Below are 16,159 nucleotides of genomic sequence, written 5' to 3'. Positions count from 1 at the left end.
CGGAGACCAAAATGCAAACGCATCAAACCACCGTTGACCCCTCGGAAATCGCCAAATTCGAAGCGATGGCCGCCGAATGGTGGGATCCGAACGGAAAATTCAAGCCTCTTCACATGCTGAATCCCTGCCGGCTGGACTATATCACCAGCCAGATCGCAGCCGAATTTAATCGCGACCTGACAAGGGCCGATCCATTTGCGGACCTGCGGATCCTCGACATCGGGTGCGGAGGCGGGTTGCTTGCCGAACCAATGGCGCGGCTTGGGGCGGATGTCGTTGGCGCTGACGCAGCCGAGCGCAACATTCCAGTGGCGCAAGTGCATGCCGAACAATCAGGCCTCAAGATCGACTATCGTCATACCACAGCTGAAGATATGGCCGCCGCAGGCGAACAGTTCGACATCGTAATGAATATGGAGGTGGTGGAACATGTGGCCGACCCGCTCAACTATCTGACCGCCTGCCGCGAATTGTTGAAACCCGGCGGCCTGCACGTGTGTTCGACGATCAACCGCAACCCGAAATCCTACATGATGGCGATCATTGGGGCGGAACACGTGATGCGCTGGCTGCCCAAAGGGACGCATGAATGGTCCAAGTTCATAACCCCCGACGAGTTATTCGACCTGATGCGCAATGCAGGATTAAACCCGGTTGATCGAAAGGGGTTTGTGTTCAACCCGCTGACTTGGGCGTGGAAACTGTCAGACACTGATCTGAGCGTGAACTACGTGACCGCCAGCCTGAAACCAGAGGTTACTCCGGCTTAACCGGGCCCATTCGCGTCCGCAATTCACGCAGGATGGGAAGGGTTGCACGCACGCGCTCCTCTCCAAGACTGTCGATGACCTCACCCACCATGGGCGCGATAGCATTGAGCGCTTGTTCATGGGCGCGGCGGCCTGCGGGACTGATCGCGACCATCTTGCGGCGCGCATCGTCCCAGTCCGGGCGCACATGGATATACCCTGCCCACTCCAACCGATTGAGCGTGTTGGTCATCGCCCCGCGGGTCACGTTAAACGCCTCGGCCAATTGGGCCGGGCTACGTTCGCCCTCATGCCATGTCAGGTGGTTGAGGACCGAAAAATGCGAGATCTCCATGCCTTTGGGCAAAACCCGGCTCAGCCGGTTGCGAACCATCTGATCCGCTGCCAGCACCTCGCTAAACAGCGAAATGGCCAATGCGTTCTTTTCTGTGCTCATTACCTTCAGGGGCCATCAAACAGACGCGCGTTATCTCGGGATGGGATACGACGACGTGCCTCGGCCACTTTTTCCAACTCAAGATCAAAGATATAAACGCCCGGTGCTGTCCCTGCGTCAAGCACGACCTCGCCCCACGGATCAACGGCAAGGCTGTGGCCATAGGTGCTGCGTTTCTTATCTGCGCACCCTTCATGCGTGCCTGTCTGGGCGGGGGCGAGCACCCACGCACCCGCCTCGATGGCGCGGGCACGCAGCAGGCTGTGCCAATGAGCCGCACCCGTCACGGGCGAAAACGCCGACGGGTATGTCAGGATTTGCGCACCAGCCGTGATCAGCGCATCCGCGAGCCGGGGAAAGCGCATATCGTAACAGATCGCCATGCCAATGGGCGCAAATGGCGTTTCGGCCAGCACGGCCTGTGTGCCTGGTCGGTAGCCAGACGATTCTGCATAGCTCTCGGTGTTCGAAATCGTGACGTCGAACATGTGGATCTTGTCGTAGCGCGCGATGATGGTCCCATCGGGACCGATCAGAAACGACCGGTTGGCAAAGCGGCCATCTGGGTCGTCCGTCTTGAGGGCAATAGAGCCAATCAAAAGGTGGATACGACGCTCGGCCGCCACGGCTTGCAAGGCGGCAAGGGTTGGGTCATCTGCCTCGGGATGCAGCACCCGCACTTGGTGCGCGCGACTGGTGCTGAGGCAGTTTGTGACCTCGGGTGTCAGAACGAACGCTGCATCCATATCAGCAGCCTGCTGCACGAGGGCAACGGTCCGAGGCAGGTTGGCAACCGGATCGTCACTCACATTCAGTTGCAGCAGTGCTGCCTTCATTTATGCAGCAAGAAGGCTGTCAAGTTTGCCCGCCCGCTCAAGCGCATACAAATCGTCACAGCCACCCACATGGGTGTCACCGATAAAGATCTGTGGCACTGTGCGTCCACCATTGGCGCGTTTGATCATCTCGGCCTTGCGACCGGGTTGAGCCAGCACGTTCACTTCGGAAAAGGTCACGCCCTTGTCCTTGAGCAACCGCTTGGCGGAATGGCAAAACCCACACAATGGCGAGGTATAAAGTTCGACAGCTTTCATTGCACAGGTCCTTTCAGCGCAATTTCGATTGCTGACACTTAGGTATCTTTGACCGCGCGTGCCAGTACAGACACGCACACATCACCCGCACCTGCTGCACGACAGGCTCTTGCACAAGCCGCCAACGTGGCCCCCGTTGTCATCACATCATCAACCAGAACCACCGGGCGGCCCACGGCTTTGTGGCGGCGGCGGCGGTTGATCTGGATGGCACCATCCAGGATTTCGGCCCGCGCGGTCAGCGACTTGCCATCAAGGGACGGGGTCCGTCGCGGACGTTCCAGCAGATCAGCGCACCATTCGGTACCGACAAGCTCGGCCAATCGTTTGGCGATTAAAGCGGATTGATTATAGCGCCGCCTGGCCAGCCGCATCCAATGCAGCGGGACCGGCGCGATCAGCGTTTGCGGGGTGATCAGCCCCTCGAGCGTCGGGCGCATCCACAAAGCCGCAGGCTGCGCGACCTCTTGCCGGTCACCATGCTTCAGTCGCAAGATCAGCTTCCGACCCATCCCGCTATAGACCAGCGCAGCCCGCCCATGCGCCCATGGTTTTGGCCATTTCAAGCAGGAATCGCAGTGAATGACCCCATCATCCGAAGATCCGGGCAGGGGCGTGCCGCATCCATCACAGGCCGTTCGGCCGACAAATTCGGTCTGTCCCCAGCATGTCCCGCACAAACCAAAGTCACTATCGACACCCTCACCACATCCAAGACATCGAGGGGGATAGATTGCCGCGAGGGTTGTTTGTAAAAGACCCATTGTGTTCCCAACAGTTGATGCAAATGAACCAGCCCATTGCCTTGACCGACCCTGCCGCCCTCGCCCGCAACCGCGCACGGGCCTGTGACGATGCGCTGTTCCTGCAACGCACGGCACGGGGCGAGATCGAGGATCGCCTGGGGATGGTTAACAAAGCGTTTCAAGCCCCCGCGATTGTGGCGGCCTTCCCTCGCGTGTGGCGGGATCGGATCGACGGGGCCAAGATCGTACCCGAAACCGAGACGCTGACGATCTCACCCGGTGAACACGATATGGTGATCCACAGTCTGGGCTTGCATTGGGCCAATGATCCGGTGGGCCAATTGATCCAGTGTCGCCGCAGCCTGCGCCCCGACGGATTACTGCTGGCAACCGCCTTTGGAGGGCAGACGTTGCATGAGTTGCGCAGTTGTCTGGCAGAGGCCGAGATTGCCGAAACCGGGGGACTATCCCCGCGCGTGGCCCCCATGGGCGAGGTGCGGGATCTGGGCGCGCTTTTACAACGGGCCGGTCTGGCGCTGCCGGTCGCAGACGCCGTGAAATTAAGCGTACAATACAAATCCATGTGGCACCTGATGCGTGATGTGCGGGCCATGGGCGAGGCCAACGTATTGGCAACCCGGCTGCGCACCCCGACCCGGCGATCGGTGCTGACCAAAGCCGCTGAGATCTATGCGCAGACCTTTCCAAATGACACAGGTGGCATCGTCGCCACCTTCGAATTGATCGTTCTGACAGGCTGGGCACCGGATGAAAGCCAACAAAAACCACTGCGCCCCGGATCAGCGCAAGCCCGGCTGGCGGACGCATTGCGAACGGACGAAACGTCGCTGCCAGATTGACCTACACCCAAAACCGTTTATCTGACCGAATACACACCCAATGGAACGGCTCCACATGCTTGATACCAGTAAAACCGCGATCAGACCTGCACATGCCAAGGACGACCACCCGGCGATCCCTCCGGCACGTGTTGGGATTCTGCTGGCCAATCTTGGGACGCCCGACAATTACGACTATTGGTCGATGCGCCGCTATCTCAACGAGTTTCTGTCAGATCGACGGGTCATCGACTACAGCCCTTGGGTCTGGCAACCGCTGCTACAGTTGATCATCCTGACGAAACGCCCGTTTTCATCCGGAGCCGCCTATAAATCCATCTGGAACCACGAGGCGGGGGAAAGCCCGCTGATGACGATCACCAAGGACCAGACGGCCAAGATCAAGGATGCGATGCACGCACGCTATGGCGATCAGGTGATGGTCGACTTCTGCATGCGCTATGGGAACCCATCAACCAAATCCAAGGTGCGCGAGATGCGCGATGCGGGTTGCCAGAAAATCCTGTTTTTCCCGCTTTACCCCCACTACGCCGGGGCAACATCAGCAACCGCGAATGATGAGTTCTTTCGCGCGATGATGGAGGAAAAGTGGCAACCGACGACCCGCACGGTCGAGCCCTATTTCGAACATCCCAAATATATCGAGGCATTGGCCCAATCCATTGAACGGGCCTATGGCGCAATGGACACCCGCCCCGACATTCTGGTGTGCAGCTATCACGGCGTGCCGATCCGCTATCTGATGGAGGGCGATCCCTATCACTGCCAATGCCAGAAAACGACGCGCCTGCTGAAAGAGCGTTTGGGCTGGGCCGATACCGATATCAAGACAACCTTCCAGTCAAAATTCGGACCCGAAGAGTGGCTGCAACCCTACACCGTCGAAGAGGTCGCGCGGTTGGCCGAACAGGGCAAAAAGAACATCGCCGTATGTGCACCTGCGTTCTCCGCCGACTGCATCGAAACGCTCGAAGAGATCAACGAAGAGATCAAAGATAGTTTTGAAGAGGCGGGGGGTGAACATTTCACCTATATCCCATGCCTCAACGATGATGACGCGCATATCGACGCGCTCAGCACCGTGATCGCGGAAAATCTGGGCGGTTGGCTGGACTGACGCCGCCCTGCCCGCTGAACCCATACCCGGAAACGAAAAAAGGCGGCACCCAAAAGTGCCGCCTTCTAAAATTTTAGTTGCTTCCCTTAGGAAACAGCTGCGGCCACGACGAGGATCAGCAACAGGGGCAGAATGATGCCGCCCGAGGAGCTTTGTGTTTCTTCGACAATGACAGGAGCTTCGATGATTGGCTCAGCAGGAGCGCCGGCAAATGCGGTCGAAGCAGCAGCGGTCAGAGCAGCAGCGAGAACGAGTTTTTTCATAGTAACCTCCAAATAAGCGCACCGGCGAACAACGCCAGAGCGGACCCAAGACTTACCTCGTAACTCTGTGTAAACAACAATCTTTGCCGAATGCAAACCATGTTTCAGGGGGTTACGGGTCCTTACGCCACAATGTCGTCAAATTAGCAACACTTGTGTCCCCACATTTGCCATCTCGTACAGCTCTTCGATGTGCTCGTTATAAAGGCCAATGCAACCGTTGGACGACTTGCGCCCGATCTTGCGCGTGTCATGCGTGCCGTGGATGCGATAGTACGTCCAGCTCAGGTGCAGAGACCGTGTCCCGAGCGGGTTTTGCGGGCCCGGGCCGATATAGTCAGGCCATTCGGGATTACGCTGTTTCATCGACGGTGTGGGGCGCCAATCCGGCTCCGGATCTTTCAGGATGACTTTGGTGCGACCGCGACGGGTCAGATCATCCGTCAGTGGCACGCTGGATGGATAAAGTTTGTAGACCGTCTGCGCCTCGTTCCAGTAATGGACGGCCCGACTGTCGATATCCACAAGGATCGCGCCGTTGCGCAGGTTGTCGAAATAAGGCTGCCAATCCAGCGTACGAAAGCTGGAGATATTGCGCCGCGCCGACAGTTCCGGGTCACGCGATGCCTGACCGGCCGGAATATTCTGTGCGATCGCGGGTGTGCCCAAAAGTGCCGCAGATCCTGCCAAAAAGGCGCGGCGGTTGGGTGTAAAAACTTTTGTCTTGGACATCAGATGCCTCTCCAAAGGTGTGTTCTTGCCGTTGCGCGGTAATTTATTGCGCGAAAGCCGCAGTCGCAAATCAAAGAGACGTCATCACGCGGCTTCATGCTCATGTGCGTTTGTATTGCAACGCCCAAGCGGCTATCGACGTTCCAAACAATTAACAAGATGTGCCTGACCCATGCGTATACTCTCTTTTCTCGCCGCTGCACTACTGGCTTTGGGCGCGTGCGCCCCGGTGCCGTCCAATGAATCAACCGTTGGCAGCGATGGACGACCCCTGCCCAAACTGTACCGCATCCGCAACAACGACACGGCCAAGCTTCAGTTCCGTATGGTCGATTCGGTTAACGCCCTGCGCAGCGCCCAAGGTGCCCCGCCGGTGCAGTTGAACCCCCAACTGAACGCCGCCGCCGCAACCCATTCGCGCGATATGTCGGTTCAGAACCGTCCATGGCACTTTGGATCAGACGGCTCCTCCCCCATCGACCGGCTGGCGCGCGTTGATTATCAAGGCAGCCTTGTGGGCGAAAACATCTCGGAAACCTACGAAACCGAGCTGGAAACACTGGCCGCGTGGATGGAAAAACCTGACACACGCCGCACAATCCTGTCGCCCAAGGCGCGCGACATGGGTTTTGCCTGGTTTCAAGAATCCAATGGCAAGATCTGGTGGACCATGGTGATGGGCGATCCGTCACAGGCGCCGCTGATCCCATCGTCGAACCCATCCGCCTCGCGTCTGGTCCCGGAACCGATCACAAACCCGGATGAAACGGCGACGGATACAACCGAAGAAGACATTGTTACAATCACCACGACGCCTTCGACGTGATCCTCAGGCGTTGATCTGGATCGGCGTACCGGTCCGCACCATCGCATAGACATCTTCCATTTCGCGGTTTGTCACCGCAACACAGCCCCATGTCCAATCCCCACGCTTGCGCTTCAGCGGGTTGGACTCGCCGTGAATAAAGATATCGCCGCCCGGGGGTTTGCCCAACGCGGCGGCCTCGGCCCGGTCCTGTGCATTGGGATAGGAAATACCCAATGACAGATGGAACTTGCTGTTGGGATTGCGCCGATCGATCAGATAGCGCCCTTCGGGTGTGCGCCCGTCCCCTTCAAAGAACTTGTCGCCAATCGGGGCAAAGCCAAGATCAATATCGTATTTTTCCAGAACGCGCCCGCCGTGCAGCAGGAACATCTCGCGGTCGCCCTTGTTAACGATGACGTATGTAACCTCTGGCCCGTCATAGGTTTTGAATTTGCTCTGGGTGCATGCGCCAAGGCCCAAGGCCGCAACGCCACCCATCATTAGATGTCTGCGCTTCATTGAAATCCTGTCCCGCTCGGGTTCTCTTGTTTTTTTATTGTGCGCGCGAAATAACACTGTTTTGTTGAAATTTCATAGATGGATTTTACGAAAAACAATCACCTGACTGTGATTGGCACGCTTTAGGGGTCGCGTTGTTCCAGCTTGGTCTCGATGGCCTTCAGGCGCAGCATCACCTCGTCGCGGTAGGTATCCGTGGCTGCATTGCTTTCCTCGGCATGGGCGTCCTGCATCGAATTCACAATCAGGCCGACCAGCAGGTTCACAACCGCAAATGTGGTGACCATGATGAACGGTACAAAGAAAGCCCAGGCATAGGGAAATTCGGTCATCACAGGGCGCACAATGCCCATGGACCACGACTCGAGTGTCATAATCTGGAACAGGGAATAGCCTGAACGGCCCAAATCCCCGAACCAATCCGGAAACGCATCGCCAAACAGCTTGGTCGCCATGACCGCACCGATATAGAAAATCATCGCCATCAGGACAAAGACGCTGCCCATACCGGGCAGGGCAGTCACAAACCCCTCGACCACACGGCGCAGACTTGGGGCCACCGAAATAACGCGCAACACCCGCAGGATCCGCAGCGCCCGCAACACCGACAGCCCGTCCGCACCGGGGGCCAGCGCGATGGCCACGATGATGAAGTCAAAAATGTTCCAGCCGCTTTTGAAAAACCTGCCACGATAAGCGATCAGCTTGGCCACCAATTCGATCACAAAGATCGTCAGGCACAGATTGTCGACAAGCGAAATCAACCCGCCAAACAGTGCCTTGGCAGTGTCAGAGGTCTCCAAACCCAGGGTGATCGCGTTCAGAATAATCACGGCGAGGATAAAGTTGCCGACGCGCGGGCTTTCAATCCACTGCACAAGGCGGGTTCGGATGGTCATTTCAGGCTCTCCTTCAGTCGCGCGTATCGTGGGGCAAGACAAACGCGCCCACAAGCTCCACATGCGAGGACCACCGAAACTGATCAACGGGCTGTACCCATTCAAGTACATATCCCGCCGCACAAAGCGTCGCAGCATCCCGCGCAAAGGTCTGCGGGTTACAGGAAACATGCGCAATACGCGGGATGCGGGCGGTGGCCAGTTCAGCAATTTGCGCGACGGCGCCGGCGCGGGGCGGGTCAATCACAACCGCCTCAGCCTTAGCCAACTCATCGGGCAACATGGGGCGTCGAAACAAGTCGCGGGTTTCCGATTTCACCCGCTTCAGACCCTGCGCCTGCCGCCATCCCTGATCTAGCGCGGCAACCATGTCACGCGACCCCTCAACCGCATGGACTTCGGCGGTTTCGGAAAGGGGCAGCGCGAATGTCCCGCAGCCTGCAAAAAGATCCATGACCGATTTGGCAGGCCCTACGATCTCTTGCACCAGCGCGGTCAGCGTGTCCTGCCCGTGCGTGGTGGCTTGCAGAAATGTGCCCGGCGGCGGAACAACCTGCGCTTTGCCAAACCGTTGAGCGGGTGGCACACGCATCCCGATCAGCTCATCCTCCCAAGTGAGGCGGGCAAGACGATGGGTTTCACACAGACCCGCCAGAACGATGCGCAAAGGGCCGTCCAGCGGCTTGCCCCCGCTCACCGCCACATCCAGCCCTTCAAGGCTGTCGGCGACCGTCACCGCAAGCGCGCCTTTGCGGCTGGCCCCGGCAATCGCCAATGCTTCGGCCACGGGCTGGGCGGCCAACAGGGCAGGTGTCAGTAAAACGCAGGATGGAATCGGAATGATCGCATCGGATTTGCGGGCATGAAAGCCGACCATCGCCCCCTTTTTTGTGCGGCGCGCGGCAAAGGTCGCGCGACGGCGGGATCGGTCCGGAGAGGTCAGCGTCGGTCGCACATCTGTCGTTATCCCGTGCACCGATAGGGCCGTGACAACCACGTCACGCTTCCACTGCGCAACAAACGGGTCACTGGCGTGCTGCAATTGGCACCCACCACAGGACCGAAAATGGGGACAAGGCGGCGCGACACGATCTGGCGAGGGCGTGTCGATGCGCACATCGTTCAAGCTGTCGCCATCAGGCGTGCCCGTGACCACCTCACCCGGCAAGGTCAGTGGCACGAAGATCGGCCCCTGCGCGACGCCATCACCCTGTTGGCCCAACCGTTCGATTGTCAAAACTGTCATGCGCTAGGCCCTAACCGCACTCGCGATCCGGCAAAAGCCCTATTCCGCAGCCTTGGTGCTGATGAAGCCACCGGATTGGCGCTGCCAGTACTTTGCGTAAAGCCCGCCTTTGGCAAGAAGATGGTCATGCGAGCCTTCTTCGACCACGCGGCCTGCATCCATCACGACAATCCTGTCCATCTCGGTCAGGGTGGACAGGCGGTGCGCAATGGCGAGCACTGTCTTACCCTCCATCACACGGGTCAGCGCGGATTGAATCGACGCCTCGACTTCACTGTCGAGCGCACTTGTCGCCTCGTCCAACACCAGGATCGGCGCGTCTTTCAGAATGGCGCGGGCAAGGGCAATCCGTTGGCGTTGCCCCCCCGACAGCTTCACACCCCGCTCACCCAGATGTGCCTCATAGCCGGTGCGTCCTTTGTGATCTTGCAGATCAAGGATGAACTCATGCGCTTCGGCCTTTTGGACGGCGGCCATCATCTCAGCATCGCTGGCATCGGGACGACCATAAAGGATATTGTCACGGGCCGAGCGATTGAACATCGCAGTCTCTTGCGTGACCATCCCGATATTGTGACGCAGACTGTCCTGCGTCACCTGTTTGATGTCATGCCCATCAATCAGGATACGCCCGTTTTCCGCCTCGTAGAGCCGCAAAAGCAACGACACGAGCGTCGACTTACCCGCCCCCGACGCGCCAACAATCCCAACCTTTTCACCCGATTTGATCAACAGTGAGATATCATCAATCCCTCCGGTTTCGCGCCCATAGCTGAACCCAAGATGATCAAGTGTGATCTTGCCTTTGACCTCCTGCAAGGCAGGGGCCGATGGTGCATCCTCAACCCGCTGGCGGGGAGTCAAAGTCCGCACGCCGTCCTCGATCTCTCCAATATTGGAATAAATCGCCATCAGCGTGAAACTGACCCAACCCGTCATCTGGGCGATCCGAATGGCAATTGCACCAGACGCCACGATATCGCCGGGGCTGGCCAACCCGCGCTGCCACATAAAGATCGTGCCGCCGAGCAAGAGAACAGGCAACAGACCCGCCAACGTCATCAAAGCCAAGCGGAAGCTGGCAGACAACACCCCGAAATGCAGCGCCTGGGTTCGGAAAGCCGCCATCGCGCCCAATGCCGCCTGATCCTCGTGATCGTCATGGGCGAACAGTTTGACAGTTTTGATATTGGTGATCGTATCAACAACCTGCCCCGACACCATGGCTCGCGCACCCGCCCGCTTTGCCGAGCGCTTGCGGACACGCGGCAAATACCACCGGATCAACGCAAAATAGAGGATCAGCCAGCCGCCAAAGCCCAAGGCCACACGCCAGTCGATGGCGAGCAGCAACAGCACCGACCCCGCAAGCGAGGCGAGCGCAAAGGCGACAACGTTGATAAATTCGCCGACCACGTCCGTGACCGCACGGGCCGCCTGCATCTGTTTCTGCGCAATGCGGCCCGCGAAATCATCATCGAAAAAGCCAACGGATTGACCCAAGGTCCAGCGGTGCAAACGGGACAGCACCAAAGGATTGATGTTTGGCATGACGATGATCGAATTTGACGCCGCACTCAGCCCGAACAACACAGGCCGCGCAATCAAAAAGAACACAAGCGCGCCGATGATCAGCCCCACATTTTCAGCGGCAAAGAAGCCATCAGGGCCAAGCGTTACGGTCGCATCGATGACACGGCCCAAAATAAGCGCCGTGCCCGCCTCAAGCGCGCCAGCGGCCGCCGAACAGGCAGCAGCAAACCACAGCGCAGGCCACGCCCCCGACAGACACCACCGCAGGAAGGGCCACAGATCTTGCGGCGGCGGCCCCTCGGCGGGTCTAAACGAGTCGATCCAGTTGGAAATGTTCACTCGGCAGCCTCGGTTGCAATGAACCCACCCGATTGGCGCGCCCAGAAATCTGAATATAGACCGCCCTGCGCCAAAAGCGCGTCATGCGTGCCATCCTCGACAATTTTCCCGCCATCAATGACCAGGATGCGGTCCATTTGGGCAATGGTGGACAAACGATGCGCAATTGCGATCACCGTTTTGCCCTCCATCATCTGATACAGAGTGTCCTGAATCGCCGCCTCAACCTCGCTATCCAGCGCGCTTGTCGCCTCGTCCAGCACCAAGATAGGTGCGTTCTTGAGGATCACGCGGGCCAAGGTCACCCGCTGGCGTTGCCCGCCTGACAGTTTCACACCGCGCTCGCCCACTTGGGCATCATATCCGGTGCGTCCTTGCGGATCAGCAAGGCCAAGGATGAAGTCATGCGCCTGCGCCTGCTGCGCGGCGGCGATCATGTCTGCCTCGCTCGCCTCCGGACGGCCATAGAGGATGTTGTCACGTACCGAGCGGTGCAACAGGGAACTGTCCTGCTGCACCATCCCGATGTTCAGGCGCAGGCTGTCCTGGGTCACCTGCGTAATGTCCTGACCGTCGATCAGGATACGGCCCGCTTCGGGGTCATAAAACCGCAACAACAGCTTGACCAACGTGGACTTGCCCGCACCCGACCGCCCAACAAGGCCGACCTTTTCGCCAGGTTGGATCGTGGTCGTGATCGCCTCGAGCCCGCCTGTCTCCCGCCCATAGTGATGGGTCAGCGCATCAAGATCGATCTGCCCAGCCCTCATCACAAGTGGCTGGGCGTTCTTGGAATCCACCAGTGAAATGGGCTGCGCAATCGTCTCCATCCCTTCGGCCACGACACCAAGTTGGCGGAAAAACGTGGTCAGCGCCCACATGATCCACCCGGTCATCGCGTTTAATCGCAGGGTCAGCGCAGTGGCCGCCGCAACAACGCCGACACTGGCGGCACCCTGGCTCCACAACACAATCGCCCAGCCAACCACGCTGACGATCAGAAACCCGTTCAGCGTGACCAGCACCACATCCATGATGGTATAAAGGCGCATCTCGGCGATGAAGGTCGTGCGCGTCATCTCGATCGCGTCTTTGGCATAGGTCAGTTCACGGTCGTGATGGGCAAACATCTTGACGGAATGGATGTTGGTATAGGCATCAACAACCCGACCCGTGGTGGTTGAGCGCGCATCAGATGCCGCCTGCGAGGCGGGGCCCACACGTTTGACCGTCCACGCGATCAGGCAGGCATAAAGTGCGAACCAAAGGGCAAGTGGCAGCAACAACCGACTGTCGGCCAGCATCAACAACACCGCCGCACCCACCAGATAGGCCAGCGCAAAGGAAATCGCGTCAAAGACCTGAAAAACGACTTCGCCCGCCGCAGGCGGAGTCTGCATGATGCGGTTGGCGATCCGACCCGCAAAGTCATTTTCGAACCAGCCTACCGACTGACGCAGCACGTGTTTGTGCGACCGCCAGCGGATCAGCGTGCCAAAGTTCGGTAAAATCGTCTGGTTCAACAACAGCACGTCAAGCATCTGCAAGGCAGGGCGCGCAATAAGAATGAATAGACCGACAACAATGACCTCGGTCCCGTAATCTGTCCAAAATGCCTCGGGCGAAGTGCCCAGCACATCAACGATCCGGCCCATATAATAGATCAGCCAGACCTCAATCGCAGCCACGATGACGGACATGATCGCCGCCAGCACAAACACCTTTTTGAAGGGCTGCGCATAGTCGCGCATGAACGGCCACAGGTCCGTCGGGGGCGCGTCCGTCTCGCGATAAGGCGTATAGGGGTCAACGAGAGTTTCGAAGAACTTGAACATGGGGAGGTATCCGTAAGGGTATTGAGCAACATGTATGTGACGTGGGCCAAGGCCCTTGCCGTCACTTCAGACGATCGGCGACAATATCAGGTGTCGTTCCAGATCCCGCGAAACATGTGCTTCCCTCCGTATCTCGGTCAGGCATAGCGCGGGGCTGCGCGAAAGTCACGGGGCCAACAGGTCGTTTTTGCTTTTCGTAAGGTTCGAGGCGAGCCAGTCCGCCTTCAGAGCCTGGAGCCGTTCGCCCAAAACGGGGCCGCTCAAGTCGGGTAAATCTTTGGCAGATATGGGAAATGGCGTATCCGCACCTTGTACGACCGCAACAACATCTTCCGCGTTCAGCGGTTGGTTTGCCATGGCCGATCTGAGCAAGGCGGCACCCAGCCCCGCCTGTTTGCCAGCAATATGCCCAAGAGACTGCGCGCCAAGTGGCGACGCGCAATGTTCCCGGATCGAATCGAAAGTGCGGCTGTCTTTCCGGGACAAACGCAAGCGGTCTGAGACATCCACGCCCCCAATCGCTGCCAGCCGTAACAGCGGGTCAGGGGCTGTCTGCACCAACCCTTCAAGATGTACGACGGGGGCAAGCAGATCAGGAACCGCACCCGGCAAGATACGTGCCAGGACGCCCGTCTGATCCATGACCGCAACCGCAGGGGACGGGTCAGGGACGGATAGCAGTTTCAACACCTCCGACCCGACACGCTCTGCCGACAGGGTTTCGAGCCCATCAAGATTGGACGCAATCCCGTCCAGCGCATCCGTATCCCACCCCATCTGCGGATCGGCATAGGTCGCGTGAAAGCGGAAATATCTGAGGGTGCGCAGATAATCCTCGCGGATGCGCGCACCTGCATCTTCGATAAACCGAACATATCTGGCCAGCGCATCCGGCATTCCACCCAACGGGTCAGTGATTGCGCCATAGCGATCCGCATAAAGGGCGTTCATTGTGAAATCGCGCCGCAACGCATCCTCTTTCACATCCTTGGAAAACGCAACGACCGCGCGGCGGCCATCCGTGGCGACATCACGCCGGAACGTCGTCACCTCAAGCGGGGTATCATCCACGACAACCGTAATCGTGCCGTGATCAATGCCTGTGGGAACGGCGCGAAACCCGGCGGCGGTCGCCAGTGCAACAACCCGGTCAGGCAGCGCATCTGTCGATATATCAAGGTCGGACGCCGGCAGGCCCATCACAGCATTGCGCACACATCCACCGACAAACAAAGCACGGTGTCCGCCATCTTCAAGCGTTTGGCACAGGGCCTGCGCAGCACCATCCCGCAGGAATGGGGTTTGCGGATCTAGAGTGGGGGCAGTCGGTCGGTCCATGCCCGCAATATACGCGCGGTCGCGCCCCAGATGTAATAGGGGCCGTAGGGTACCGCATAATATGATCGTTGCTGACCGCGCCAATGCCGCGATTCCACAACATAATTGGCAGTGTTCAGCACGTAGGCCAGTGGAACGCGGAATACTTCAGCCACCTCTCCAGCTTCGGGCACGACATCGAAGTCCCGCTTCAACAGCGCGACAACTGGGGTCATACTGAACGAGGTGACAGTTTCGTGCGGGGCAAAGGTGCCGAGGATTTCAAGGTTCGTAGCGGGGAGCCCGATCTCTTCACGTGCCTCACGCAATGCTGTGGCGATCAGATCGGTATCACCCTCATCATGTTTTCCACCTGGAAAAGCGATCTGGCCCGGATGATGTTTCAAGGCCGAAGACCGTTTTGTCAGGATCAATTCATACCCATCCCGCCCCAGGATTATGGGTACAAGCACGGCAGCAGGGCGCAATTTACGGCCTGGCGCAAGCGTCACGCCCGTGCTCAGATCAAAGTCCGAAGACGCGTCACCCGCTTGCGCAAGGGCGACGCGGGTGCGCGCGATCAGGTCACTCACTATCTTGCTCTTTGGCCTCGAAACCGACAGTTGCGGGATCAAGGTCATAGTGCGCCCCACAAAACTGGCAGTCTGCGGTCACGCGCCCCTCATCGGTCGTCATGGTCGAGATGTCACGCGCCGAATAAATCGACAGGCTTTGGCGCACGCGATCTTCGGAACAGGTACAGCCAAAGCGTACGGGTTGGGTGTCATAGACGCGCGGCTGTTCCTTGTGAAACAGGCGTAACAACAGATCACTCGGCGCAAGTTGCGGGCCGATCAGTTCCATTTCCTCGACCGTATCCAACAAGATATTGGCGCGGTTCCAGTTGTCCGATCCATCGCCGTCCAGCAAATCATCCGCCGTCAGCACCTCGCCCGACCCTTCGCCCTTGGCCACAAGCGGCGAGGCTTTGGGCATGTGCTGCAACATCACACCACCCGCGCGCCAATGTTCCGCAACACCGGGTTCAGAGGAACGACCAAAGCTCAGCTGAAATCGGGTCGGCAACTGTTCAGACTGCGCAAAGTAGGACTCCGCACAGGCCGCAAGGGAGCCGCCGGCAAGTGGGGTAATGCCCTGATACGGAGTCATGCCCTTGCCCTGATCAATAAGGATCGCGAAATACCCCTCGCCCACCTGTTCAAAGGGTGTGCCATCGGTCAGCCGATCCGCGTCATAGGTGGCATAGGCGCGAATACGCGCCACATCGCCTTCCTTCTCGGGGCCGTAATAGTCGGTGGCAATCATGCGCACGGGGCCCTTGGATTGAACCTGCAACGACAGTTTCCAGCGCAGCTTGATGGTCTGCCCGATCAACGCGGTCAGTACAGCCATCTCTGCCACCAACGCTTCGACCTGCGGCGGATAGTCGTGTTGTTTGAGGATACCGTCCAACACGCCGTCCAGACGCGCAACGCGTCCGCGAATGTCGGAAGCATCAAGTTGGAAGGGCAGGACGGTGTCGTCCCACGCGAGTTGCGAACCGATAGTCATGGGGTTTCCTTTGGCGCCACTGATTGGCATATCGACGCCCTATATAGGACGATGATCCGAAACTGAAAGAGGT

Annotated in this window: 18 protein-coding genes and 1 pseudogene; 4 read left to right on the top strand and 15 right to left on the bottom strand. The window is 58.6% G+C overall.

Annotation, left to right across the window (positions count from 1 at the left end; translation table 11 throughout):
• The first annotated feature begins 11 nt into the window (after positions 1–11).
• Entirely contained in the window at positions 12–770 is a 759-nt protein-coding gene (gene ubiG / locus Q0859_RS15500; RefSeq protein ID WP_299152740.1) for a bifunctional 2-polyprenyl-6-hydroxyphenol methylase/3-demethylubiquinol 3-O-methyltransferase UbiG, read from the top strand.
• On the opposite strand, the gene Q0859_RS15495 is transcribed toward ubiG, so the two are convergent.
• The 5 genes and pseudogenes from Q0859_RS15495 to Q0859_RS21525 form a co-directional block, all read right to left on the bottom strand.
• Positions 757–1,206 (bottom strand): MarR family transcriptional regulator, encoded by a 450-nt coding sequence (locus tag Q0859_RS15495; protein ID WP_299152738.1) that lies wholly within the window; start codon positions 1,204–1,206, stop codon positions 757–759. The two genes, ubiG and Q0859_RS15495, sit on opposite strands and share 14 nt — an antisense overlap.
• A gap of 5 nt (positions 1,207–1,211) precedes the next feature.
• Positions 1,212–2,042, bottom strand: a complete 831-nt coding sequence (locus Q0859_RS15490) for a carbon-nitrogen hydrolase family protein (protein WP_299152736.1) — start codon at positions 2,040–2,042, stop codon at positions 1,212–1,214.
• Complete coding sequence (gene grxC / locus Q0859_RS15485; RefSeq protein ID WP_299152735.1) at positions 2,043–2,300, bottom strand: glutaredoxin 3; 258 nt, start codon at positions 2,298–2,300, stop codon at positions 2,043–2,045.
• 38 nt (positions 2,301–2,338) lie between these two features.
• Complete coding sequence (locus tag Q0859_RS15480) at positions 2,339–2,866, bottom strand: ComF family protein (RefSeq protein WP_366523214.1); 528 nt, start codon at positions 2,864–2,866, stop codon at positions 2,339–2,341.
• A gap of 9 nt (positions 2,867–2,875) precedes the next feature.
• Positions 2,876–3,064, bottom strand: a pseudogene (locus Q0859_RS21525) (double zinc ribbon domain-containing protein); the annotation flags it as partial.
• A 23-nt stretch (positions 3,065–3,087) separates the two neighbouring features.
• Between Q0859_RS21525 and Q0859_RS15475 the strand changes: the two are divergent.
• Together Q0859_RS15475 and hemH are read left to right on the top strand one after the other, a co-directional pair.
• The gene (locus tag Q0859_RS15475) at positions 3,088–3,906 is read left to right on the top strand and encodes an SAM-dependent methyltransferase (protein WP_299152731.1); all 819 of its coding nucleotides are present in this window, start codon (positions 3,088–3,090) and stop codon (positions 3,904–3,906) included.
• A 55-nt stretch (positions 3,907–3,961) separates the two neighbouring features.
• Positions 3,962–5,023, top strand: coding sequence for a ferrochelatase (hemH, locus tag Q0859_RS15470; protein WP_299152729.1), 1,062 nt, complete (start codon positions 3,962–3,964; stop codon positions 5,021–5,023).
• 86 nt (positions 5,024–5,109) lie between these two features.
• Here the strand turns inward: hemH and Q0859_RS15465 are convergent, their stop codons facing one another.
• On the bottom strand, positions 5,110–5,286 hold the full coding sequence (locus Q0859_RS15465; RefSeq protein WP_299152727.1) for a hypothetical protein: 177 nt from the start codon (positions 5,284–5,286) through the stop codon (positions 5,110–5,112).
• A 138-nt stretch (positions 5,287–5,424) separates the two neighbouring features.
• Positions 5,425–6,018 carry a L,D-transpeptidase gene (locus tag Q0859_RS15460; RefSeq protein ID WP_299152725.1) on the bottom strand — a complete coding sequence of 198 codons (594 nt, stop codon included), beginning with the start codon at positions 6,016–6,018 and terminating at the stop codon, positions 5,425–5,427.
• A 172-nt stretch (positions 6,019–6,190) separates the two neighbouring features.
• On the opposite strand from Q0859_RS15460, the gene Q0859_RS15455 reads away from it, so the two are divergent.
• Positions 6,191–6,844, top strand: a complete 654-nt coding sequence (locus Q0859_RS15455; RefSeq protein ID WP_299152722.1) for a CAP domain-containing protein — start codon at positions 6,191–6,193, stop codon at positions 6,842–6,844.
• Positions 6,845–6,847: 3 nt separating this feature from the next.
• Here the strand turns inward: Q0859_RS15455 and Q0859_RS15450 are convergent, their stop codons facing one another.
• The 8 genes from Q0859_RS15450 to Q0859_RS15415 form a co-directional block, all read right to left on the bottom strand.
• Positions 6,848–7,345 carry a L,D-transpeptidase family protein gene (locus tag Q0859_RS15450; RefSeq protein WP_299152720.1) on the bottom strand — a complete coding sequence of 166 codons (498 nt, stop codon included), beginning with the start codon at positions 7,343–7,345 and terminating at the stop codon, positions 6,848–6,850.
• Between the two features lie 122 nt (positions 7,346–7,467).
• A complete protein-coding gene (locus Q0859_RS15445) occupies positions 7,468–8,244 on the bottom strand; it encodes an ion transporter (protein ID WP_299152717.1) in 777 nt (258 codons plus the stop codon).
• 13 nt (positions 8,245–8,257) lie between these two features.
• Entirely contained in the window at positions 8,258–9,490 is a 1,233-nt protein-coding gene (locus tag Q0859_RS15440; protein WP_299152714.1) for a class I SAM-dependent RNA methyltransferase, read from the bottom strand.
• 39 nt (positions 9,491–9,529) lie between these two features.
• Positions 9,530–11,362: an ABC transporter ATP-binding protein gene (locus Q0859_RS15435; RefSeq protein WP_299152712.1), complete on the bottom strand. Its 1,833-nt coding sequence runs from the start codon at positions 11,360–11,362 to the stop codon at positions 9,530–9,532.
• Positions 11,359–13,197 carry an ABC transporter ATP-binding protein gene (locus Q0859_RS15430; RefSeq protein WP_299152709.1) on the bottom strand — a complete coding sequence of 613 codons (1,839 nt, stop codon included), beginning with the start codon at positions 13,195–13,197 and terminating at the stop codon, positions 11,359–11,361. The genes Q0859_RS15435 and Q0859_RS15430 overlap by 4 nt, the downstream gene beginning before the upstream one ends.
• A 165-nt stretch (positions 13,198–13,362) precedes the next feature.
• A complete protein-coding gene (locus tag Q0859_RS15425) occupies positions 13,363–14,535 on the bottom strand; it encodes a CCA tRNA nucleotidyltransferase (protein WP_299152706.1) in 1,173 nt (390 codons plus the stop codon).
• Complete coding sequence (locus tag Q0859_RS15420; RefSeq protein WP_299153000.1) at positions 14,508–15,110, bottom strand: CoA pyrophosphatase; 603 nt, start codon at positions 15,108–15,110, stop codon at positions 14,508–14,510. The genes Q0859_RS15425 and Q0859_RS15420 overlap by 28 nt, the downstream gene beginning before the upstream one ends.
• The gene (locus tag Q0859_RS15415) at positions 15,100–16,086 is read right to left on the bottom strand and encodes an Hsp33 family molecular chaperone HslO (protein ID WP_299152701.1); all 987 of its coding nucleotides are present in this window, start codon (positions 16,084–16,086) and stop codon (positions 15,100–15,102) included. Before Q0859_RS15415 ends, Q0859_RS15420 begins: the two co-directional genes overlap by 11 nt.
• Positions 16,087–16,159 lie beyond the last annotated feature (73 nt).

The organism is uncultured Tateyamaria sp. (assembly GCF_947497045.1).
Classification (GTDB): Bacteria; Pseudomonadota; Alphaproteobacteria; order Rhodobacterales; family Rhodobacteraceae; genus Tateyamaria.
Note: the sequence above shows the minus strand (reverse complement) of the source record. Positions and strands in the feature narration are given on the sequence as shown.